The organism is Geodermatophilus maliterrae (assembly GCF_041018925.1).
Taxonomy (GTDB): Bacteria; Actinomycetota; Actinomycetes; order Mycobacteriales; family Geodermatophilaceae; genus Geodermatophilus; species Geodermatophilus maliterrae.
Genome location: NZ_JBFNXQ010000065.1, coordinates 1 through 17,535, shown reverse-complemented (window position 1 = coordinate 17,535; position 17,535 = coordinate 1). Strand labels below are relative to the sequence as shown.

Here is a 17,535-nt window from a genome sequence, read left to right as displayed (position 1 = left end):
CGCCCTGAGCGTGCGAAGGGCGGGGAGGACCGGGGTCCTTCTACTTCTGCTTCGACTCCTTCGTCGGCTCGGGCGGGTCGGGCAGCTCGTCGGCCATCGTGGCGTTGCGCTGGCCCATCGGCACCGGCTCGCCCTCCGTGGTGTCCTGAGCCGTCTGGTGCTCGGCCTCGGAGTTGATCTCCGCGCCGAACAGGATGAGGTAGCAGGTGAGGTACAGCCACAGCATCAGCACGATGACGCCGGCGATGGTGCCGTAGGTCTTGTCGTAGGACCCGAAGTTGTTGACGTAGAAGCTGAAGCCCAGGCTCACCAGCGCCCAGATGACCGTCACGACGATCGCGCCGAGGCTGACCCACTTCAGCTGCGGGGCGTCGCGGTCCGGGGCCACCCGGTACAGCACGGCGAGGGACCCGGCGAAGACCCCGAGCAGCAGGACCCAGCGCAGGACCTGCGCCAGGACCGTCCCGACGACACCGAGCGGCAGCATGTCGAGCACCGCCGGCACCACGGCGACCAGCGTGAAGGTGATCAGCACGAAGACGATGGCGCCGAGGGTGAGCCCCAGCGCGAGCGCCTTGCGCTTGATGAAGGACCGGGTCTCCACCTCGTCGTAGGCGATGTTGACCGCGGAGATGAGGTTCCCCGTGCCGCCCGACGCCGACCACAGCGCACCGAGGACCGAGATCGCCAACGAGACGGACAGCGCCCCGCCGCTGTTCTGCGTGATCGACGTGAGCTGGTCGCCGATGAGGTCGGCCGCACTCTCGGGCAACTGGGCCGAGAGGTCCTCGACCTGGCGGGCGACGGTCTCGGGGCTGGCGACCAGCCCGTAGATCGAGATCGTCGCGATCAGGGCGGGGAAGATCGCCAGGAAGGCGAAGAACGCCACGCCCCCGCCGATGATCGGCATGTTGTCGGCGTTGTGCTCCGCCCAGGCCCGCTTGACGATCTGCTTCCAGCCGCGGGCCGGGATCTGCGAGGGCTTCTCGGCGTGGACACCGGGCAGCTGCTGCGGAGAGGGCCCACCGGGCGGGACGCGCCCCGGGTCGGGGGAGCCCTCACCGCGGGCGGCTCGTTCCTCGGCCTCCCGCGCGGCCGCGCGCCGGGCCGCCTTCTCCTCGACGCGCTCGCGGATCCGGTCGACCGCGCTGTCGCGGTGCCTGGTCCCGGCCATGTCCGTCCCCCTCGCCGTCTCGGTCCGCCGCGTCAGTCGCCCGGCCAGCTGCCGGTCAGCTTGGTGAAGCCCCGGGCGCCGGCACGGTCGATCGCGGCCTTCGTCGCGGCGAAGATCGCACCCTGGATGGCCGCGGCGAGCACCACCTCGCGCATGCGGTACTCGCTCTGCAGCGCATCGGGGGCGTCGTCCTCACCGGACACACGCTTCCAGATCTGCTTGAACACCGCGCCGGAGACGACACCGGCGAGGATGCCGCCGGCCAGACCGACCGGGCGGTAGACCAGCTTGGCGCTCTTGTTGCTCACCTGCGTGCCCTCCTCGCGGTCTTCCGGGTCTTCGTGCGGGTCGCGCGGGCGGCGCGCTTCGCGTTCCTCGCGACGGCCTTGCGGGCCTTCGCCGCGTGCCGGGCGGCGTCCCGGCGGGCCCGCCGTGCCTCGGCTCGCGCCTCCACGACGGCCCGGTTGGTGGCGGCCTCGACGCTCGCCCGGCGACGCTTGCGCCGGCGGCGCCACACGAGCAACCCGACCAACCCGGCCAGCGCGGCGCCGGCGCCGGCGACGGCCGGCGGGCTCTCGCGGTAGGTCTCGACGGCGGTGTCCTTGGCGCGGGCCGCGCCCTCCTTGGCCCGGGCGGGGACGTCGAGGCGGTGGCTGAGCTCGTCGACGGTGCGGCCGAGCTGCTCGCGGGTCGCCTCGATGTCGGCCTTGATGGCGTCGGGGTCGGCCGGGCCCGCGGCCGCGGTGTCGGGCCGTGCGTCGTCGCCGGACGGGGAGGTGCTCCCGGAGGGGGTGCTCATCGACGTGCACTCTCCTTCACCGCGGCGATGTCGGCCTTGGTGCTCGCGATCGCCTGGGTGGGCACCGGCGGCGTCCCCTTCTGCACGTCCTTCTTGCCCACGAGGGCCAGGACGCCGGCGATCGCGAACAGCACGACGGCGACGATCAGCGCGGCCAGCCAGGCGGGCAGGACCAGGTCGAGCAGCAGCACGAAGGTGGCGACCAGGACGCAGAGCCCGAGGAAGCCGAACAACCCGGCGCCGCCGAACAGCCCGGCGCCGACGCCGAGGCGCTTGGCCTTCTGCGTCATCTCGGCCTGCGCCAGGCGGGTCTCGTCACGGACGAGCCGGGAGACCTGCTCGGTCAGCTGGCTCACCAGCTGGCCGGTCGAGGTCTCCTCCGTCGAGGGGGGAGGCGGGGTGGCGCGTGAGGCGCCGCCCGTTGAGGGCGTGGTCATCGGTCCTCCGGACGTGACGGGACGGTCGATGACCTGACATGCCCCCGCCGATCACCGCGCTAACCCCGGGGAGGTCACGCCCCGGCCACGACACGGCCGGTCCCGGATCCCCCAGCGTCGGCTCACTAGCCTCGCGGACATGAGCTGGACGTGGCGACTGGAGGACTCGAGCGGTGCGACCCTGGACCCGGCCGCGCTGGGCGTCGAGGTGCCGCAGTCGGACAACCAGGGCGACGCCGAGTCCTGGCTGGGTGAACACTGGCGCGACCTGCTCGGCCGCGGCGTGGCCACCGTGACGCTCCTCGACGGCGACCAGCGGGTCTACGGCCCCATGGCACTCGCCCCGGCCTGAACCTCTACCTCACGTCGAGGTCCAGGCCGCGGTCCTCGCGTCAGCCTCTCGCGGTCCTGGCGGGGTCGCGCTCGACGACGTCGCCGAGGACCTCGTCGATCCGGGCCAGGACGTCGGCCTCCAGCCGGACGCCGGCCGCCTTGACGTTGTCGTGCACCTGCTCCGGGCGGGTCGCCCCGATGATCGCCGCGGCGACGTTCTCGTTCTGCAGCACCCACGCCACCGCCAGCTGCGCCATCGACAGGCCCAGGTCGTCGGCGACCGGCCGCAGGTCCTGCACACGGGTGAGGACGTCATCGGTCATGAACCGGCGGATGAAGCGGCCGGCCTCGGGGTCGGTGGCCCGGCTGCCGGCGGGCGGCTGCTCGCCGGGCCGGTACTTGCCGGTGAGGACGCCCTGGGCCAGCGGCGACCAGACGATCTGCGAGACGCCCTCGCGCTGCGAGGTGGGGACGACCTCGTCCTCGATGACCCGCCACAGCATCGAGTACTGCGGCTGGTTGCTGATGAGCTGGATGCCGAGGTCGCGGGCCAGCGCGGCGCCGGCCGCGATCTCCTCGGCGCGCCACTCCGAGACGCCGACGTAGAGGACCTTGCCCGCACGCACCAGGTCGGCGAAGGCGGTCATCGTCTCCTCCAGCGGCACGGTCTCGTCGTACCGGTGCGCCTGGTAGAGGTCGATGTGGTCGGTCTGCAGCCGGCGCAGCGAGGCCTCACAGCTCTCGGTGACGTGCTTGCGCCCCAGGCCGCGGTCGTTGGGGCCGGGGCCGGTGGGCCAGTAGACCTTGGTGAAGATCTCCAGCCCCTCGCGGCGCTGGCCGGCGAGGGCACGGCCGAGCACGGACTCGGCGCGGGTGCCGGCGTAGACGTCGGCGGTGTCGAAGGTCGTGATGCCTGCGTCGAGGGCGGCGCGCACGCAGGACTGCGCGGCGTCCTCCTCGACCTGGCCCCCGTGGGTGAGCCAGTTGCCGTAGGCGATCTCGGAGATGGTCAGGCCGGAACGGCCGAGACGTCGGTGCTCCACGTGGCGCGACGCTAGCCCCGCGCCACGGGCCCCGCGTCCCGGGTCGCCCCGGGCTGGTCCCCGGCCAGTCGTCCGGCCAGCCAACCGGCCGCCACGCGGGCGCGCTCGGGCCCGGCCACCGCGCGGACGAGCAGGACGCCGTCGAGGGCCGCCAGCAGGCCCGCGGCGGCCGCCTCCCGCTCCTGGTCGTCGACGGCCAGGCGCGGTCCCACCCAGGCCAGCCAGTCCTCGGCCACCCTGCGGGCGAGGTCCGCGTGCGGCTGTCGGCCGCGAGCCGCCAGGCCGGACACCTCGAGGTGAGCCGGACGTGGGCCCCGGCGTCGTCGCGCTCCAGCGCGGCCCACAGCACGGGGAGGAGGCGGCCGGGCGGGACCGCTCCCCCGGGCAGCGCGGCGGCGAGCCCGGCCTGCAGCTGCTCGCCGACCGCACCGAGTACTGCGGCCAGGAGTTCGTCACACGTGCCGAAGTAGTACAGGAGCATCCGATCGCTGGTCCCCAGCGCCGCGGCCAGGGGCCGCAGCGACAGCGTGGCCACGCCCTCGGCCCGGTCCGGGTGCGGCAGACGACGGCGAGCGGAGGGCCGGCGGTCCTCGCGGTGCACGGGCTGCTGCTCGACGGCCGGCTGTGGGACGGCGTGGTCGGAGCACTCGCACCCGACGTCCGGGTGGTCGTCCCCGACCTGCCGCTCGGCGCACAGCGTCAGGCGGTGCCCGACCGGTCGGTGCTGACACCGGAGCACGTCGCCGGTGCGCTGCTCGACGTGCTCGACGGCGTCGGTGCGGACCGTGCGGTGCTCCTGGGCAACGACACCGGGGGAGCGCTGGCGCAGCTGGCCGCGGCGGCCGCGCCCGAGCGGGTGGCCGGGCTCGTAATGGCTGGCTGCGACGCGTTCGAGCACTTCCCGCCGCCGCTGCTGCGCCCGCTCGTGCTCGGCGCCCGTGTGCCCGGCGTGATGGCGGCAGCGCTGCGGGTCTTCGCCGTCCCCCGGCTGCTCGCCGAGCCGGGGGCGCTGAACGTGTTGACCGGCCGGGGGTTCGGCCGGCCGCTGGTCGCCGACCTGCTGCGACCGGCGCGCACCGATCCCGCCGTGCGCGCCGACCTCGCCGCCTTCACCGCGGCGGTCGGGCCGGGCCCGCTGCTGGCGGCGGTCGACGAGCTCGGGCGGCTCGGGGTGCCCTCGGCGGTCGTCTGGGGGCGGCGCGACCGGCTCTTCCCGCCGCGGGACGCCGAGCGGCTGGCCCGGCTGCTGGGCACGGACGTCACCTGGCTCGACGACGCCCTGACCTTCGTGCCGTGGGACCGGCCGGACGCCGTCGCCGAGGCCGTGCGGACGGTCGTCGGCGCCGCGGTGCCGTGACGCTCAGACGTCGGCGCCCATCGCGACCTCGGGCTTCGGGAAGCGCCAGCGGCGGATCATCGTGGCCCGGCTGATGCCGTACCAGACCAGCCCCTTCATGCGGTGCGGCTGGTCGGGGAAGCGCTCGAGGACCTTCTTCTTGATGCGGCGGCCGAGGAACACCGAGTCGCCGGCGATGAGCAGGAAGAAGGCGAACCAGACGAAGACGGTGTAGTTCTGCACCGCCGGGTTCGGGATGAAGTAGCCGACCAGGACGAGCCCGGCCACGACGAGGAAGAAGCTGCCGGCGTTGCGGCGGGCGTCGACGACGTCGCGCACCAGCTTGCGCACCGGCCCGCGGTCGCGGGCGGGCAGGGACAGCTCGTCGCCACGGGCCGCGCCGGCCCGGGTGTCGGCCTTGCGCAGCGCCTGCTGCTCGCGCATCCGCCGGTAGGCCTCCTTGCGGGTGGTGGGAGGCGGCGGCGGGGGACCGGGACGCCGTCCCTGGGCCTCGTGGCGCCTGGGCGTGGGCCGGCCCTTCCCACCGGCCTTGACCAGCTGCGTGGCCTGGTCGGCGGCGGGGTCGGGGGCGGCCTCGGCGCGGTTGCGGCGCCCGGGCAGGCGGAGCTTCACGGTCCGGGAGTCTACGTGCGTCCGCGCAGGGGACTGACCGCCTCGGCTGCGCGCCGTACAGTGGACGACGGCCATGGAACAGCGCCGTACACGGCGGTGTTGCTCCGCTGCAGGGAGTGCCGCAGCGGACGCCCTCGGATGTGGGAGGACAGAACATGACGGTGCAGGACACCGAGACCGCCGGCAGCACCGGCGTGCTGCTCAGCGACCCGGCGGCCGCCAAGGTCAAGGCGCTGCTGGACCAGGAGGGCCGTGACGACCTGCGTCTGCGCATCGCCGTCCAGCCCGGTGGCTGCTCCGGCCTGCGCTACCAGCTCTTCTTCGACGAGCGCTTCCTCGACGGTGACCAGACCTTCGAGTTCGGCGGCGTCGAGGTCATCGTCGACCGGATGAGCGGCCCGTACCTGGGCGGCGCGGTGATCGACTTCGTCGACACCATCGAGAAGCAGGGCTTCACGATCGACAACCCGAACGCGCAGGGTTCCTGCGCGTGCGGCGACTCGTTCCACTGAGCAAGGACCCCTCTGCCCCCGGCACCTCGTACCTCGGCGCCGGGGCCCCGCAGAGGGGCCCACCGAGCGGCGCCCGTCCCCTCTGGGGGCGGGCGCCGCTCGCGTCTCTACAACCTGACCGGGTAGACCGTCTCCGGGACGTCGACGACGATCCGCTCCTCGACGAAGATCCCGTGCCACACCATGAAGACCAGGACCGACCACAGCTGGCGGGCGATCCGCTTGCTCGGCACCTCCTCGGCGCGCAGCCGGTCGAGCAGGCCGAGGACGACGTCGCGGTCGAGCCACTCCTGCGTCTGGCTGTCGGTGACGATGCCGCGGGCCCAGTCGTGCAGCGGGCCGGCGAGGAAGTCCGCCGTCGGCACGGGGAAGCCGAGCTTGCGCCGGTTCATGATCCGCGGCGGCACGATCTGCCGCATCGCCTGGCGCAGCGCGTACTTCGTCGTCCTGTCCTTGGCTCCGGGGCCGCGGCGGGGCACCCGCTGCTCGACCGGCAGCGAGCTGGCGATCGCGAACACCTCGGGGTCGAGGAAGGGCACCCGCAGCTCGAGGGAGTTGGCCATGGTCATCTTGTCGGCCTTGACCAGGATGTCGCCCCGCAGCCAGGTGAACAGGTCGACGTACTGCATCGCCGTCACGTCGTCGTAGCCGGCCTCGCGGGTGCGCCGGTAGAGGTCCTCGGTGACCGCGACGTGCGAGAGGTCGGGGTCGCGGCCGGGCAGCAGCGCGGCCAGCTCGTCGTCGCGCAGGTTGCGCGCGTTGCCGTAGTAGCGCTGCTCCAGGGGGATCGACGCCCGGCGCAGCAGGTCCTGACCGCGGACGCCCTCGGGCAGCAGGTCGGCGATCCGGGCCATCGCCCGGCGGCCGGCCGGGGGCAGCCTCGACGCCCACGCCAGGCTGATCGGCTCGCGGTAGATCGTGTAGCCGCCGAACAGCTCGTCGGCGCCCTCGCCCGACAGGACGACCTTGACGTGCTTGCGGGCCTCGCGGGCCACGAAGTACAGCGGCACGAGCGCCGGGTCGGCAACGGGGTCGTCGAGGTACCAGACGACCTCGGGGATCGCGTCGGCGAACTGCTCGGCACTGACCTCGACCGGCACGTGCCGGACGCCGAGGATCGACGCCGACTCCGCGGCGATCTCGACCTCCGACTGCGCCTGCCGCTGGAAGCCGACCGTGAAGGTCATCAGGTCGGGGTTGTAGCGGTGGGCCAGCGCGGCGATCGCGGTCGAGTCGATGCCGCTGGAGAGGAACGACCCCACGGTGACGTCGGCGCGCATGTGCTTGGCCACCGACTCGTCGAGCACCGCCGCGATGCGGTCGTAGAGGTCCTGCTCGCCCCCGGCGGGGACCGGCTGCGGCCGGAAGGACGGGTGGAAGTAGCGGGCGGTGGCCAGCTCGCCGTCGACGACGGTGAAGCTGGTGCCGCTCTCGATCCGGCGGATGCCGCGGTGCAGCGTGGCCGGCTCGGGCACGTACTGCAGCGTCAGGTAGTGCTGCAGCGAGGCCGGGTCGACGTCGCCGGCGGCCTTGCTGCCGCCGAGCAGCTGCAGCAGCGCCTTCTTCTCCGAGCTGAAGACCAGCCCGCCGTCGGCCAGGCGCGCGGTGAACAGCGGCTTGATGCCGAAGGGGTCCCGCGCGCCGAACGCGGTCCGGGTGTGGGTGTCCCAGATGACGAAGGAGAACATCCCGCGCAGCCGCCGGACGACGTCCTGACCCCACAGGTGGTACCCGGCGACGATCGTCTCGGTGTCGCCGTGCGTGGCCAGCTGCGCGCCGGCCGCGGCCAGCTCCTCGCGCAGCTCCACGTAGTTGTAGATCTCGCCGTTGAACAGGATCCGGTAGCGGTCCCCGACGTAGGGGAGCGGCTGCGGGCTGCCCTCGACGTCGATGATCGACAGCCGGTTGAAGCCGAGGACCACGTGGGGGTCGGCCCAGACGGCGGTGTCGTCGGGGCCGCGGTGGTGCAGGCAGTGCAGCGCCGCGCGGACGTCGTCGACACGGTCGTCGTCGACCCGGGGGGCGTCGGTGGACAGGTAGGCCAGCAGGCCGCACATGAGGCGCAGGTCTCCGGGGGTCGGCTCGAGCCCGGCCGCGGGGCCGGGACGGGGTCAGACGCGCTCGCCGGCGCGGGTCTTGCGGGTGGCGATCCGCTCGGCGACGAAGGACAGGACGGGGACGGTGCCCGCGAGCAGGATGAGCACCGTGCCGCGCGCCGTCCAGCGGGCACGCAGGGCCAGGTCGCAGGCGGTCACGAAGAAGATGGCGTAGAGCCAGCCGTGCAGGGTGCCGATGACGGCCACCGGCTCGTCCACCCCGCCGAGGTGCTTGACCGGCACCGCGACCAGGACGAGCGCGATGAGCAGGACCCCCACGATCCAGGCCATGACGCGGTAGCGGAGCAGGGCCGCGGGCACGCGCTGCCCGACCCGGCGGGCGAGAGCACGCGGCAGCGGGCTGCGGTAGCCGGTGTGCTCAGCGGCCACGGGTGCCCTGCTGACCGAGCGCCCGCTCGTTGAGCTCGGCGAGGTAGGCGTTGTAGGCCGCCAGCTCCGGGTCGCCCGTGGTGTCGATCCGCGGCCGCTGGTAGAGGACGACGGCGTTGCCGGGCTCGTCCTCGTCCGGGTCCCGGTGGAGCTCCTCGCGCACCATGCGCACGTAGAACCACAGGCCCATGAAGCCGTACAGCGGCCACTGCAGCGCGTAGCTCCAGTTGACCGCGCCCCCGCCGTCCTCGGCCTTGGTCAGCTGCCAGTAGCCGAGGAAGAAGGTGGCGACGAACAGCGCGGCGACCAGCAGGTGCAGGAGCACCCACCTCCAGGTCAGCAGACGCGTCCACACGCCTCCGACTCTAACCGCCGCGGTGGCCGGGGAGGCGGTGCGGTGAGGGGCGTCACCGGCGTCCGGCGGTCGGGCCTGGGAACCGGCCGGCCGGGTCCGCGGCAGCCGGTCCGGGCGCGCCGGAGCCGGGCCGCGGACGCCGCCCCGGTCCGCCGTCCCCTCGCACGTCGGGCCCGCGATCGGGCCGGCGGTCGGGCCCGGCGCGCGGCAGCGTGGCACCGACCCGCCGCCGTCCCGTCTCCGGTCGCCGGCCGCTCTGCGAGGTCGGCTAGTCTCGGCCCAGACTGAGGTCGGCGCACGGACCGGCGGGGTTCCCCGCGGGCGGTCGCGCCGGTGGATCCGCCCGGATCACCCGGGTGGGGGAACGAGGAGGCAGCGAGCAGTGGCTCGACGCAGCAGGCTCGCGCGGGTCGCCGCGCTCGGTCTCCTGGGGGTGCTCACCCTCACCGGGTGCGACCTCAACAACGAGTTCTGGCGCTTCGGCTTCCCCGAGGGCGTCACCGAACAGTCCGAGGGCGTCCGCCAGTTGTGGACCGGCTCGGTCATCGCGGCGCTCATCGTCGGCTTCATCGTGTGGGGCCTGATCATCTGGTCGGTGCTGTTCCACAAGAAGAAGGGCGACGAGCTCCCGCGGCAGACGGCGTACAACCTGCCGCTCGAGATCGCCTACTCGATCTTCCCGTTCATCATCATCGCGGGCCTGTTCTTCTTCACCGTCGTCGTGCAGAACGACGTGATGGAGCGCAGTGACGACCCCGACCGGACGATCGCGGTCAACGCCTTCAAGTGGAACTGGCAGTTCGTCTACCCGGAGACCACCGGTGACGACGGCGAGCCGGTCAACACCGTGGGCACGACCGACGAGATCCCGATCCTGGTCATGCCGGCCGACGAGACCGTCCGCTTCGAGGTGGCCTCCGCCGACGTCATCCACTCGTTCTGGGTGCCGGAGTTCCTCTTCAAGCTCGACGTCATCCCGGGCAACGAGAACGGCCGGGACAACGTCTTCGAGGTCGTCGTCAACGAGGAGGGCTCGTACGTCGGCCGGTGTGCCGAGCTGTGCGGGAGCTACCACGCGTACATGAACTTCGAGGTCCGGGCCGTCAGCTCCGAGGACTACGAGGCCTACCTCGCCGCCCGCGAGGCCGGGCAGAGCACCTACGAGGCGCTCGAGACCATCGGCCAGGAGGGCGAGGCCACCACGACCCGGCCGTTCCGCGTGGGCGACGGGTACTACCAGCAGGCCGCTGACTGATGACCGAGTCGGCCCAGGCACTCGTCGCCGACACCACTGAGCAGGGAGGACGACCGTGAAGGTCGAAGCGCTGATCTTTAACCTCATCGCGATCTTCTGCGTCGTCGCCGCAGCCGTCTACGGCATCTGGTCGCGCGAGCCGATCGGGACCACGGCCCTGGTCCTCTCCGCGGGTCTCACCGGCCTCATCGGCGGGTTCTTCTGGTTCGTCTCCCGCCGCATCGACGCCCGCCCCGAGGACCGCAAGGACGCCGAGATCGCCGAGGGCGCCGGTGAGCTGGGGTTCTTCAGCCCCAGCAGCTACTGGCCCTTCGCCATCGCCTCCTCGGCCGCCACCACCGGCCTGGGCCTCGCGTACTGGTACGTGTGGCTGATCCTCCTCGGCACCGTCGCGATCCTGGTGACCGTGGGCGGGCTGCTGTTCGAGTACTACGTCGGGCAGAACGCACAGTCCAGCTGACGGCCCCGCACCTCCGAGGGCCCTTCCCCGCACCGGCGGGGGAGGGCCCTCGTGCTGTGGGCGGCAGGGTGGCCGGGCTGCGCCTGCCGGCCGGACCCCCTGACGACGCCCGGGCCTCCACGAGTCACGCGGACCCCGGGATCTCGACGGGCCACGCGTCCCGGGCGACCGTCCGGGGAGCGGTCGAGTTGCGTGTGTCCGGCGGCCCCGGTCGAGCCGGCCGCCCGGGGGAACCCGCGGCCGGCGGGGGCGGCCGTCAGCCCGGCGGGACCGGCTCGGGGACCCGCCGACGGGCCCGCCGGTGGTCGTGCGGGCATCGTGCGGGGGCCGGTGAGGGTCCCTCAGGGCCCCTGAGGCAGCCGACGGGGCCACGGCGGTGCTCCCCCCCTGTGCCTCCCAGGGCGCGGTGGTGCTCCCGACGAGCCACAGGGGTCGGACCCTGCGTCCTGACCGCTCGACGGACCCGTGCGGAGCCACCACGGGGACGGGTACCGCGACGGCCGTCACGCCTGCCGACGCCGGGGTCGCGGAGCGCCGTCGACCCCGGTGGAGGGGACGGACCGGCCGCGCGAGGGCCGGTGACGCGGCCGGAACGGGTGTGGCGCAGCACAGGTCGGCGTCCCGCAGGGCCGAGGACGGACCAGAGCCCGGGGACGACCGGACCACGGTGCAGGAGGACCCTCCTGCCGTTGGGCGCACGTGCAGCAGGGCCCCGGTGGAGGTCCCACCGGGGCCCTGCTGGGAGTGCTGGGTGCGTCAGTCGCGCGGCGCCTGGGGCCGGCCACCCTCGGACGGCCGCCCACCCTCGGAGGGACGCCCACCCTCGGACGGTCGCCCACCCTCGGAGGGACGCCCACCCTCGGAGGGACGCCCGCCGTCGGCCGGACGCCCGCTCGTGGTCAGCTCGCGGTGCGGGTCGGCCGGGGCCAGCCCACGCTCCTCGCCGCGCTGCTCGAGCTCGACGGCCGCGGGCTCCTCGATGGGCGAGAAGAACCCACGGATGGCGCGGCGGGCACCGCCCACCTGGTTCATCTTCTTGGGCACCGGAGCACCGCCGTAGGCGAGCTCGCCGTGACCGTGGTGGTCGACCGGGCCGAGCGGCTGGTGGACCTCGATGAACTCACCGTGCGGGAGCCGGCGGATGACACCGGTCTCGATGCCGTGCTCGAGGACCTCGCGGTCGTGCTGCTGCAGGCCCAGGCAGATCCGGTAGGTCAGCACGTAGGCGATCGGCGGCAGGATGATCAGGCCGATGCGGCCGATCCAGGTCATCGCGTTGAGGCTGATGTCGAACTTGTCGGCGATGACGTCGTTGGCGCCCGACAGCAGCAGCACGATGTAGAAGGCCAGCGCCATGACGCCCAGCGATGTCCGCACGGGGACGTCGCGCGGGCGCTGCAGCAGGTGGTGCGAGGCGGTGTCGCCGGTCAGCTTCCGCTCCAGCATCGGGTAGGCCAGCAGGAGCGTGAAGATGATGCCCGGCAGGACCACCGTCGGCCAGAACAGCGCCGGGATGTTGTAGTTGCCCGGCAGGTAGATGTCCCACGCCGGGAACAGACGCGTCGACCCGTCGAGGAACATGACGTACCAGTCCGGCTGCGACGCCGCGGACACCTGGGCCGGGTTGTACGGGCCCCACAGCCACACCGGGTTGATCTGCACGAGACCACCGAGCGCGGCACAGACCCCGAAGACCACGAGCAGCAGCCCGGTCGCCTTGCCGGCGAAGGCCGGGAAGAGCCGGTTGCCGACCACGTTGTGCTCGGTGCGGCCCGGGCCGGGGAACTGGGTGTGCTTCTGCTTGACCAGGATCAGCAGGTGCACCGCGATCAGCCCCAGGATGATCGCCGGGATGATGAGCACGTGGGCGATGTAGAGCCGCCCGACGATGAGCTCACCGACGTAGTCGCCGCCGAAGACCGCCCAGTGGGCCCAGGTGCCGATGACCGGGATCGACAAGATGATCGCCGACATGATCCGCAGGCCGGTGCCCGAGAGCAGGTCGTCGGGCATCGAGTAGCCGGCGAAGCCCTCGAAGATGCCGAGGATCAGCAGCGTGACACCGATCAGCCAGTTGGTCTCCCGCGGACGGCGGAAGGCGCCGGTGAAGAAGATCCGCAGCATGTGCACGACGATCGACGCCATGAACAGCAGCGCCGCCCAGTGGTGGATCTGCCGGATCAGCAGACCGCCGCGGACGTCGAACGAGAGGTCCAGCGTCGAGGCGTAGGCGATCGACATGTCGATGCCGCGCAGCGGCGCGTACGAGCCGTCGTAGACGACCTCGGTCATCGAGGCCTGGAAGAAGAAGGTCAGGTAGGTGCCGGTGAGCAGCAGGATGATGAACGAGTAGAGCGCGATCTCGCCGAGCAGGAACGACCAGTGGTCGGGGAAGACCTTGTTGAGCGTCCTGCGCAGGGGGCCGGCGACGATGAGCCGGTCGTCGACCTCGAGAGCGGCCTTGCCGAGGAGCGTGTTCGGTGCCCCTGGCGCGGTGGCGGTACGAGCCATCAGATGCGCTCCCGGTTCCAGTAAGTGGGACCCACAGCCTCAATGTAGTCGCCGCGCGCGACGAAGAAGCCCTCGTCGTCGACTGTGATGGGCAGCTGGGGCAGCGACCGGGTGGCGGGGCCGAAGATCGGCTTGGCGCCCTGGGTCACGTCGAACTGCGACTGGTGGCACGGGCAGAGGATGCGGCTGGTCTCCTGCTCGTACAGCGACACCGGGCAGCCGGCGTGCGTGCAGATCTTCGAGTAGGCGACGTAGTCGCCGTAGCCGAAGTCCTCCTGGCCGTTGCGCGGCACGGCCGCCTCCTGCTGCGAGGGGCGCAGCCGGATGAGCATCGTCGCTGCGTCGGTGAGCCGGTTGCCCTCCGGGACGGCCGGGAAGACCGTCTCCAGGGAGCCGGGCTCCTGGTCGCCGGGGCGGACGGGGGTGCCGTCGTCGCGGACGAGGCGGACGCCCTCCGCCCACTCGGTGGTGCCCAGCGGGTCGCCCTCGTTCGGGTCCTTGATCAGGCCGCCGAGCGGGGCGACGAGCATGAGGCCCAGCCCGCCGCCCATGAAGGCCAGCGTGCCGGTGATGAGCTTGCGACGGGCCAGACCGCTGTTGTGCAGACCACCGACGAGGGTGGCGCCGGTGGTGACCCGGTCGAAGTGCGAGCCGTCGTGCTTGTCCTGGACCGCGGTCTCGTGCGGCAGCAGCTTCTTGGTGTACAGCACCAGCCCCACGCCGACGAGGGTGAAGGCCAGGCCCATGAGCAGGCCCAGCAGCGGCGTGTAGAGCACGCTGAAACTGCTGCTGCCCAGCTCCCACTGCCAGTCGGGCAGGAACCAGCCGGCACCGGCGTAGACGACGACGAACCCGAAGGCGCACAGCCCGGCGAGGCCGAACATGAGCCCGACCTGGCGGACGGCGCGCTTCTCCAGGGCCGAGCCGGGCTCCGGGCCCGGCTCGACGTGGAGGATCTCCACGCCGTCGTAGCGGGCGCCGAGCCGGTCGAGGTCCTCGCGGGAGATGGTCGCGAGCTGCTCGGGGGTGTAGTCGTCGTCCGGGCCGCCGTGCAGCGGGCCGGGGGTGTCCGCGCCGCCGGTGGAGCCGGGGCGGCTGTCGTGCGTGGTCACGCCTTGCTCCCCATCCAGAAGATCCCGAACAGCAGCGCGGCGACGCCGACGACCCAGATGACCAGGCCCTCGCTCACCGGGCCGATGCGGCCGATGCCCGCGCCGCCCGGGTCGGGCATGTCGGTGATCGTCTGCACGTAGTTGATGATCGCCCGCTTCTCCTCCGGGGTGATCTGGTTGTCCCCGAAGACCGGCATGTTCTCCGGCCCGCTGAGCATGGCCGCGTAGATCTCGAGGTCGTTGGAGTCCTCGAGGCTCGGCGCGTACTTGCCCGAGGACAGCGCGCCGCCCTCGCCGACGAAGTTGTGGCAGGACGAGCAGTTGAGCCGGAACAGCTCGCCACCGACGGCCAGGTCCCCGTCACGCAGGTCGCCGGAGGGCAGCGTGGGGCCGCCGCCGTTGGCCTGCACGTAGGCCATCAGCTGGTCGATCTCCTCGTCGGAGAAGATGGCCGGCTTGTCGGGGGCCTGTGCCTCCTGGCGCACCAGCGGCATGCGGCCGGTGTGGACCTGGAAGTAGACGGAGGCCTCGCCGACGCCGATCAGCGAGGGCCCGCGGTTGGGCACGCCCTCGAGGTTCTCGCCGTGGCAGCTGATGCAGCTGCGCTCGTACAGCTCGCGGCCGGCGGCCTCGGCGCTGGACTCGCTGCCCTCGTCGGCGGCCCGGGCCCCCGGGGCGAGGGTCGAGTAGAGGGCGCCGGTCAGGACGAGGCCGGCCATGAGCGCGGCGACGTTCGCCACGCGGCGACGCTGCTTGGAGTGCCGGCGGGCACGGGCGGCGGCCGCCGGGGTGCCCTCGGCCGGACGCCGCGACCAGCGGGACCGCCGACGCGGCCCCTCGTCGGGCTGGGTGTCGGACTGCGGGTTCGTGGTGGACACCGGTTCCCTAGCGGATCAGGTAGATCGTGGCGAAGAGCCCGACCCACACGACGTCGACGAAGTGCCAGTAGTAGGAGACCACGATGGCCGAGGTCGCCTGTGCCGGCGTGAACCGGCCCATGGTGGACCGGATGAGCACGTAGACGAAGGCCACCAGGCCGCCGATGACGTGCAGCGCGTGGAAGCCGGTCGTCAGGTAGAAGACCGAGCCGTAGGTCGAGCTGGAGATGCTCGTCCCGTGCTCGGTGACCAGCACGCGGTACTCGTTGAACTGGGCCAGGACGAACACCAGGCCCATGACGAAGGTGATGGTGAACCACCGGCGCAGGCCGTACACGTTGCCGCTCTCCGCCGCGAAGACGCCGATCTGGCAGGTGACCGAGGAGGCCACCAGGATCAGCGTGAAGAACAGCGCGTACGGCAGGTTGAGCTCGGTGGGTTCCGGGGGCCAGCCCTCGGTCGCGCGGGCGCGCGCGGTGAAGTACATGGCGAACAGTCCGGCGAAGAACATCAGCTCGCTCGAGAGCCAGATGATCGTGCCGACGCTGACCATGTTCGGTCGGGTCAGGGAGTGCACCCGCGAGGTGTCGAAGGTGCTGCTCGCCACGGGGGCCGTTGTCACGACGCCCATCATGGCACCGGGTTCCGGAACACGACGACCGCGGGTGGGGTGGCGCGGCAGCGCCGTGACCGGCCCGAGACCGTCCCCCGATCGGGGGGCGGGCGCACCGGGCGGCGGACGCTGCCGCCACCGGGCTGCCACTAGGCTGCCGCAGGTGAGCGACGCGCCGGCCACCGTCCTGGTCTACAGCTCCCGGCCCGAGGTCCGCGAGGCCGTCCGCACCGCCGTCGGCCGCCGCCCGGCGCCCGACGTCGGCCCGCTGACGTGGGTGGAGTGCGCCACCGGCGAGGACGTCGTCGACACCGTGGACGGCGGCGGCGTGGACCTGTGCATCCTCGACGGCGAGGCCCAGCCCACCGGCGGCCTGGCACTGTCGCGGCAGCTGGTCGTCGAGGTCGCCGACCGGCCGGCGATCTGCGTCCTCATCGCCCGCCAGCCCGACCGGTGGCTGGCGCACTGGTCGCAGGCCGACGGCACGCTGGCCCTGCCGATCGACCCGCTGACCGCGCCGCAGGTCGTCGCCGGGCTGCTCCGCGACCGGCCGGCCCGTCGTCCCGTCTCCCGGTGAGCGCGCCCTCGGCCGGGCCCACGTGGCCCGGGTTGCTGACGCGCCTGCTCGCCCGCGAGGACCTCACCGCCGGCGACACGGCCTGGGCCATGCGCGAGGTGATGACCGGCGAGGCCACGCCGGCCCAGGTGGCCGCGTTCGCCGTCGCCCTGCGGGCGAAGGGGGAGTCGCCCGAGGAGGTCGCCGGGCTGGCCGCCACCATGATCGAGCGGGCGACGCCGGTGGAGCTGCCGGCGGCCACGGTCGACATCGTCGGCACCGGCGGGGACGGCGCGCACACGGTCAACATCTCCACCATGGCCGCCGTCGTCACCGCGGCCGCGGGGGCCCCGGTCGCCAAGCACGGCAACCGCGCGGCGTCGTCGTCGTCGGGGGCCGCCGACGTCCTGGAGGCCCTCGGCGTCGTCATCGACCTCCCGGCGCCGGCCGTGGCCCACTGCGTGCAGGAGGCCGGCATCGGGTTCTTCTTCGCCCCGGTCTTCCACCCGGGGTTCCGGCACACCGCCGCGCCGCGGCGGGAGATGGGCATCGGCACGGTGTTCAACTTCCTCGGGCCGCTGACCAACCCGGCCCGGCCGGTGGCCGCCGCGGTCGGGTGCGCCGACGCCCGGATGGCCCCGGTCCTCGCCGAGGTGCTCGCCGCCCGCGGCAGCCGCGCGCTGGTGTTCCGCGGCGACGACGGCCTCGACGAGCTCACCACCGCCACGACGTCGCGGGTGTGGGTCGCCCGCGACGGTGCGGTGACCCCCGGCCGGGTCGACCCGGCCGACCTCGGGATCGCCCCCGCCGGGCCCGACGCGCTGCGCGGCGGCGGCCCGGCGTTCAACGCCGACGTCTTCCGGCGGGTGGTGGACGGCGAGCGGGGACCGGTGCGCGACGCCGTGCTGCTCAACGCCGCGGCCGCGCTGGCCGCCTTCGACGAGCGGGCCGGCGAGCTGACGGCGTCCCTGGCGGCGGGCGTCGAGCGCGCCCCCCCGGCCGTCGACGACGGCCGGGCCGCCCCGCGGCGCGCCCGGGGGGT

At 73.1% G+C, this 17,535-nt stretch carries 21 protein-coding genes; 7 read left to right on the top strand and 14 right to left on the bottom strand.

What is annotated here, in order from left to right; translation table 11 throughout:
* Positions 1-40: 40 nt before the first annotated feature.
* Genes ABQ292_RS18125 through ABQ292_RS18110 form a run of 4 tightly spaced genes read right to left on the bottom strand, consistent with a single transcriptional unit; the run spans position 41 to position 2,410 of the window.
* Positions 41-1,174: a YihY/virulence factor BrkB family protein gene (locus ABQ292_RS18125; RefSeq protein WP_369208955.1), complete on the bottom strand. Its 1,134-nt coding sequence runs from the start codon at positions 1,172-1,174 to the stop codon at positions 41-43.
* Between the two features lie 32 nt (positions 1,175-1,206).
* Positions 1,207-1,482 carry a DUF4235 domain-containing protein gene (locus ABQ292_RS18120; RefSeq protein WP_369208953.1) on the bottom strand — a complete coding sequence of 92 codons (276 nt, stop codon included), beginning with the start codon at positions 1,480-1,482 and terminating at the stop codon, positions 1,207-1,209.
* Complete coding sequence (locus tag ABQ292_RS18115; RefSeq protein WP_369208951.1) at positions 1,479-1,973, bottom strand: DUF3618 domain-containing protein; 495 nt, start codon at positions 1,971-1,973, stop codon at positions 1,479-1,481. Before ABQ292_RS18115 ends, ABQ292_RS18120 begins: the two co-directional genes overlap by 4 nt.
* On the bottom strand, positions 1,970-2,410 hold the full coding sequence (locus ABQ292_RS18110) for a phage holin family protein (protein WP_369208949.1): 441 nt from the start codon (positions 2,408-2,410) through the stop codon (positions 1,970-1,972). Before ABQ292_RS18110 ends, ABQ292_RS18115 begins: the two co-directional genes overlap by 4 nt.
* Positions 2,411-2,549: 139 nt before the next feature.
* On the opposite strand from ABQ292_RS18110, the gene ABQ292_RS18105 reads away from it, so the two are divergent.
* On the top strand, positions 2,550-2,762 hold the full coding sequence (locus tag ABQ292_RS18105; RefSeq protein ID WP_369208947.1) for a hypothetical protein: 213 nt from the start codon (positions 2,550-2,552) through the stop codon (positions 2,760-2,762).
* Positions 2,763-2,802: 40 nt separating this feature from the next.
* Here the strand turns inward: ABQ292_RS18105 and ABQ292_RS18100 are convergent, their stop codons facing one another.
* A complete protein-coding gene (locus ABQ292_RS18100; RefSeq protein WP_369208945.1) occupies positions 2,803-3,786 on the bottom strand; it encodes an aldo/keto reductase family protein in 984 nt (327 codons plus the stop codon).
* Between the two features lie 11 nt (positions 3,787-3,797).
* On the bottom strand, positions 3,798-4,022 hold the full coding sequence (locus ABQ292_RS18095) for a hypothetical protein (protein WP_369208943.1): 225 nt from the start codon (positions 4,020-4,022) through the stop codon (positions 3,798-3,800).
* Between the two features lie 71 nt (positions 4,023-4,093).
* Here ABQ292_RS18095 and ABQ292_RS18090 point away from each other — a divergent pair, with 71 nt between their 5' ends.
* Complete coding sequence (locus ABQ292_RS18090) at positions 4,094-5,143, top strand: alpha/beta fold hydrolase (protein ID WP_369208941.1); 1,050 nt, start codon at positions 4,094-4,096, stop codon at positions 5,141-5,143.
* A gap of 3 nt (positions 5,144-5,146) precedes the next feature.
* Here the strand turns inward: ABQ292_RS18090 and ABQ292_RS18085 are convergent, their stop codons facing one another.
* Positions 5,147-5,755 (bottom strand): DUF3043 domain-containing protein, encoded by a 609-nt coding sequence (locus tag ABQ292_RS18085; RefSeq protein ID WP_369208939.1) that lies wholly within the window; start codon positions 5,753-5,755, stop codon positions 5,147-5,149.
* Positions 5,756-5,910: 155 nt separating this feature from the next.
* Between ABQ292_RS18085 and ABQ292_RS18080 the strand changes: the two genes are divergently transcribed.
* Complete coding sequence (locus ABQ292_RS18080; RefSeq protein WP_369208937.1) at positions 5,911-6,267, top strand: HesB/IscA family protein; 357 nt, start codon at positions 5,911-5,913, stop codon at positions 6,265-6,267.
* Positions 6,268-6,374: 107 nt separating this feature from the next.
* On the opposite strand, the gene asnB is transcribed toward ABQ292_RS18080, so the two are convergent.
* From asnB to ABQ292_RS18065, 3 genes are read right to left on the bottom strand one after another with little or no spacing between them, the layout of a single operon-like run.
* Positions 6,375-8,324, bottom strand: coding sequence for an asparagine synthase (glutamine-hydrolyzing) (gene asnB, locus ABQ292_RS18075; protein WP_369208935.1), 1,950 nt, complete (start codon positions 8,322-8,324; stop codon positions 6,375-6,377).
* A gap of 54 nt (positions 8,325-8,378) precedes the next feature.
* The gene (locus tag ABQ292_RS18070; protein WP_369208933.1) at positions 8,379-8,753 is read right to left on the bottom strand and encodes a DUF3817 domain-containing protein; all 375 of its coding nucleotides are present in this window, start codon (positions 8,751-8,753) and stop codon (positions 8,379-8,381) included.
* Complete coding sequence (locus ABQ292_RS18065; protein ID WP_369208931.1) at positions 8,743-9,108, bottom strand: metalloprotease; 366 nt, start codon at positions 9,106-9,108, stop codon at positions 8,743-8,745. Before ABQ292_RS18065 ends, ABQ292_RS18070 begins: the two co-directional genes overlap by 11 nt.
* Before the next feature lie 382 nt (positions 9,109-9,490).
* Here ABQ292_RS18065 and ctaC point away from each other — a divergent pair, with 382 nt between their 5' ends.
* Positions 9,491-10,363 (top strand): aa3-type cytochrome oxidase subunit II, encoded by an 873-nt coding sequence (gene ctaC / locus ABQ292_RS18060; protein WP_369208929.1) that lies wholly within the window; start codon positions 9,491-9,493, stop codon positions 10,361-10,363.
* A 55-nt stretch (positions 10,364-10,418) separates the two neighbouring features.
* Positions 10,419-10,823, top strand: a complete 405-nt coding sequence (locus ABQ292_RS18055; RefSeq protein WP_369208927.1) for a cytochrome c oxidase subunit 4 — start codon at positions 10,419-10,421, stop codon at positions 10,821-10,823.
* A 756-nt stretch (positions 10,824-11,579) separates the two neighbouring features.
* On the opposite strand, the gene qcrB is transcribed toward ABQ292_RS18055, so the two are convergent.
* From qcrB to ctaE, 4 genes are read right to left on the bottom strand one after another with little or no spacing between them, the layout of a single operon-like run.
* The gene (qcrB, locus tag ABQ292_RS18050; protein ID WP_369208925.1) at positions 11,580-13,334 is read right to left on the bottom strand and encodes a cytochrome bc1 complex cytochrome b subunit; all 1,755 of its coding nucleotides are present in this window, start codon (positions 13,332-13,334) and stop codon (positions 11,580-11,582) included.
* Positions 13,334-14,446, bottom strand: coding sequence for a cytochrome bc1 complex Rieske iron-sulfur subunit (gene qcrA / locus ABQ292_RS18045; RefSeq protein ID WP_369208923.1), 1,113 nt, complete (start codon positions 14,444-14,446; stop codon positions 13,334-13,336). Before qcrA ends, qcrB begins: the two co-directional genes overlap by 1 nt.
* Complete coding sequence (gene qcrC / locus ABQ292_RS18040) at positions 14,443-15,324, bottom strand: cytochrome bc1 complex diheme cytochrome c subunit (protein ID WP_369208921.1); 882 nt, start codon at positions 15,322-15,324, stop codon at positions 14,443-14,445. The genes qcrA and qcrC overlap by 4 nt, the downstream gene beginning before the upstream one ends.
* Positions 15,325-15,331: 7 nt before the next feature.
* Positions 15,332-15,955 (bottom strand): aa3-type cytochrome oxidase subunit III, encoded by a 624-nt coding sequence (ctaE, locus tag ABQ292_RS18035; protein ID WP_204690614.1) that lies wholly within the window; start codon positions 15,953-15,955, stop codon positions 15,332-15,334.
* A 145-nt stretch (positions 15,956-16,100) separates the two neighbouring features.
* Here ctaE and ABQ292_RS18030 point away from each other — a divergent pair, with 145 nt between their 5' ends.
* On the top strand, positions 16,101-16,514 hold the full coding sequence (locus ABQ292_RS18030) for a hypothetical protein (RefSeq protein ID WP_369208919.1): 414 nt from the start codon (positions 16,101-16,103) through the stop codon (positions 16,512-16,514).
* On the top strand, positions 16,511-17,535 hold a 1,025-nt coding region (trpD, locus tag ABQ292_RS18025; RefSeq protein ID WP_369208917.1), incomplete at its 3' end, for an anthranilate phosphoribosyltransferase. The genes ABQ292_RS18030 and trpD, both read left to right, overlap by 4 nt.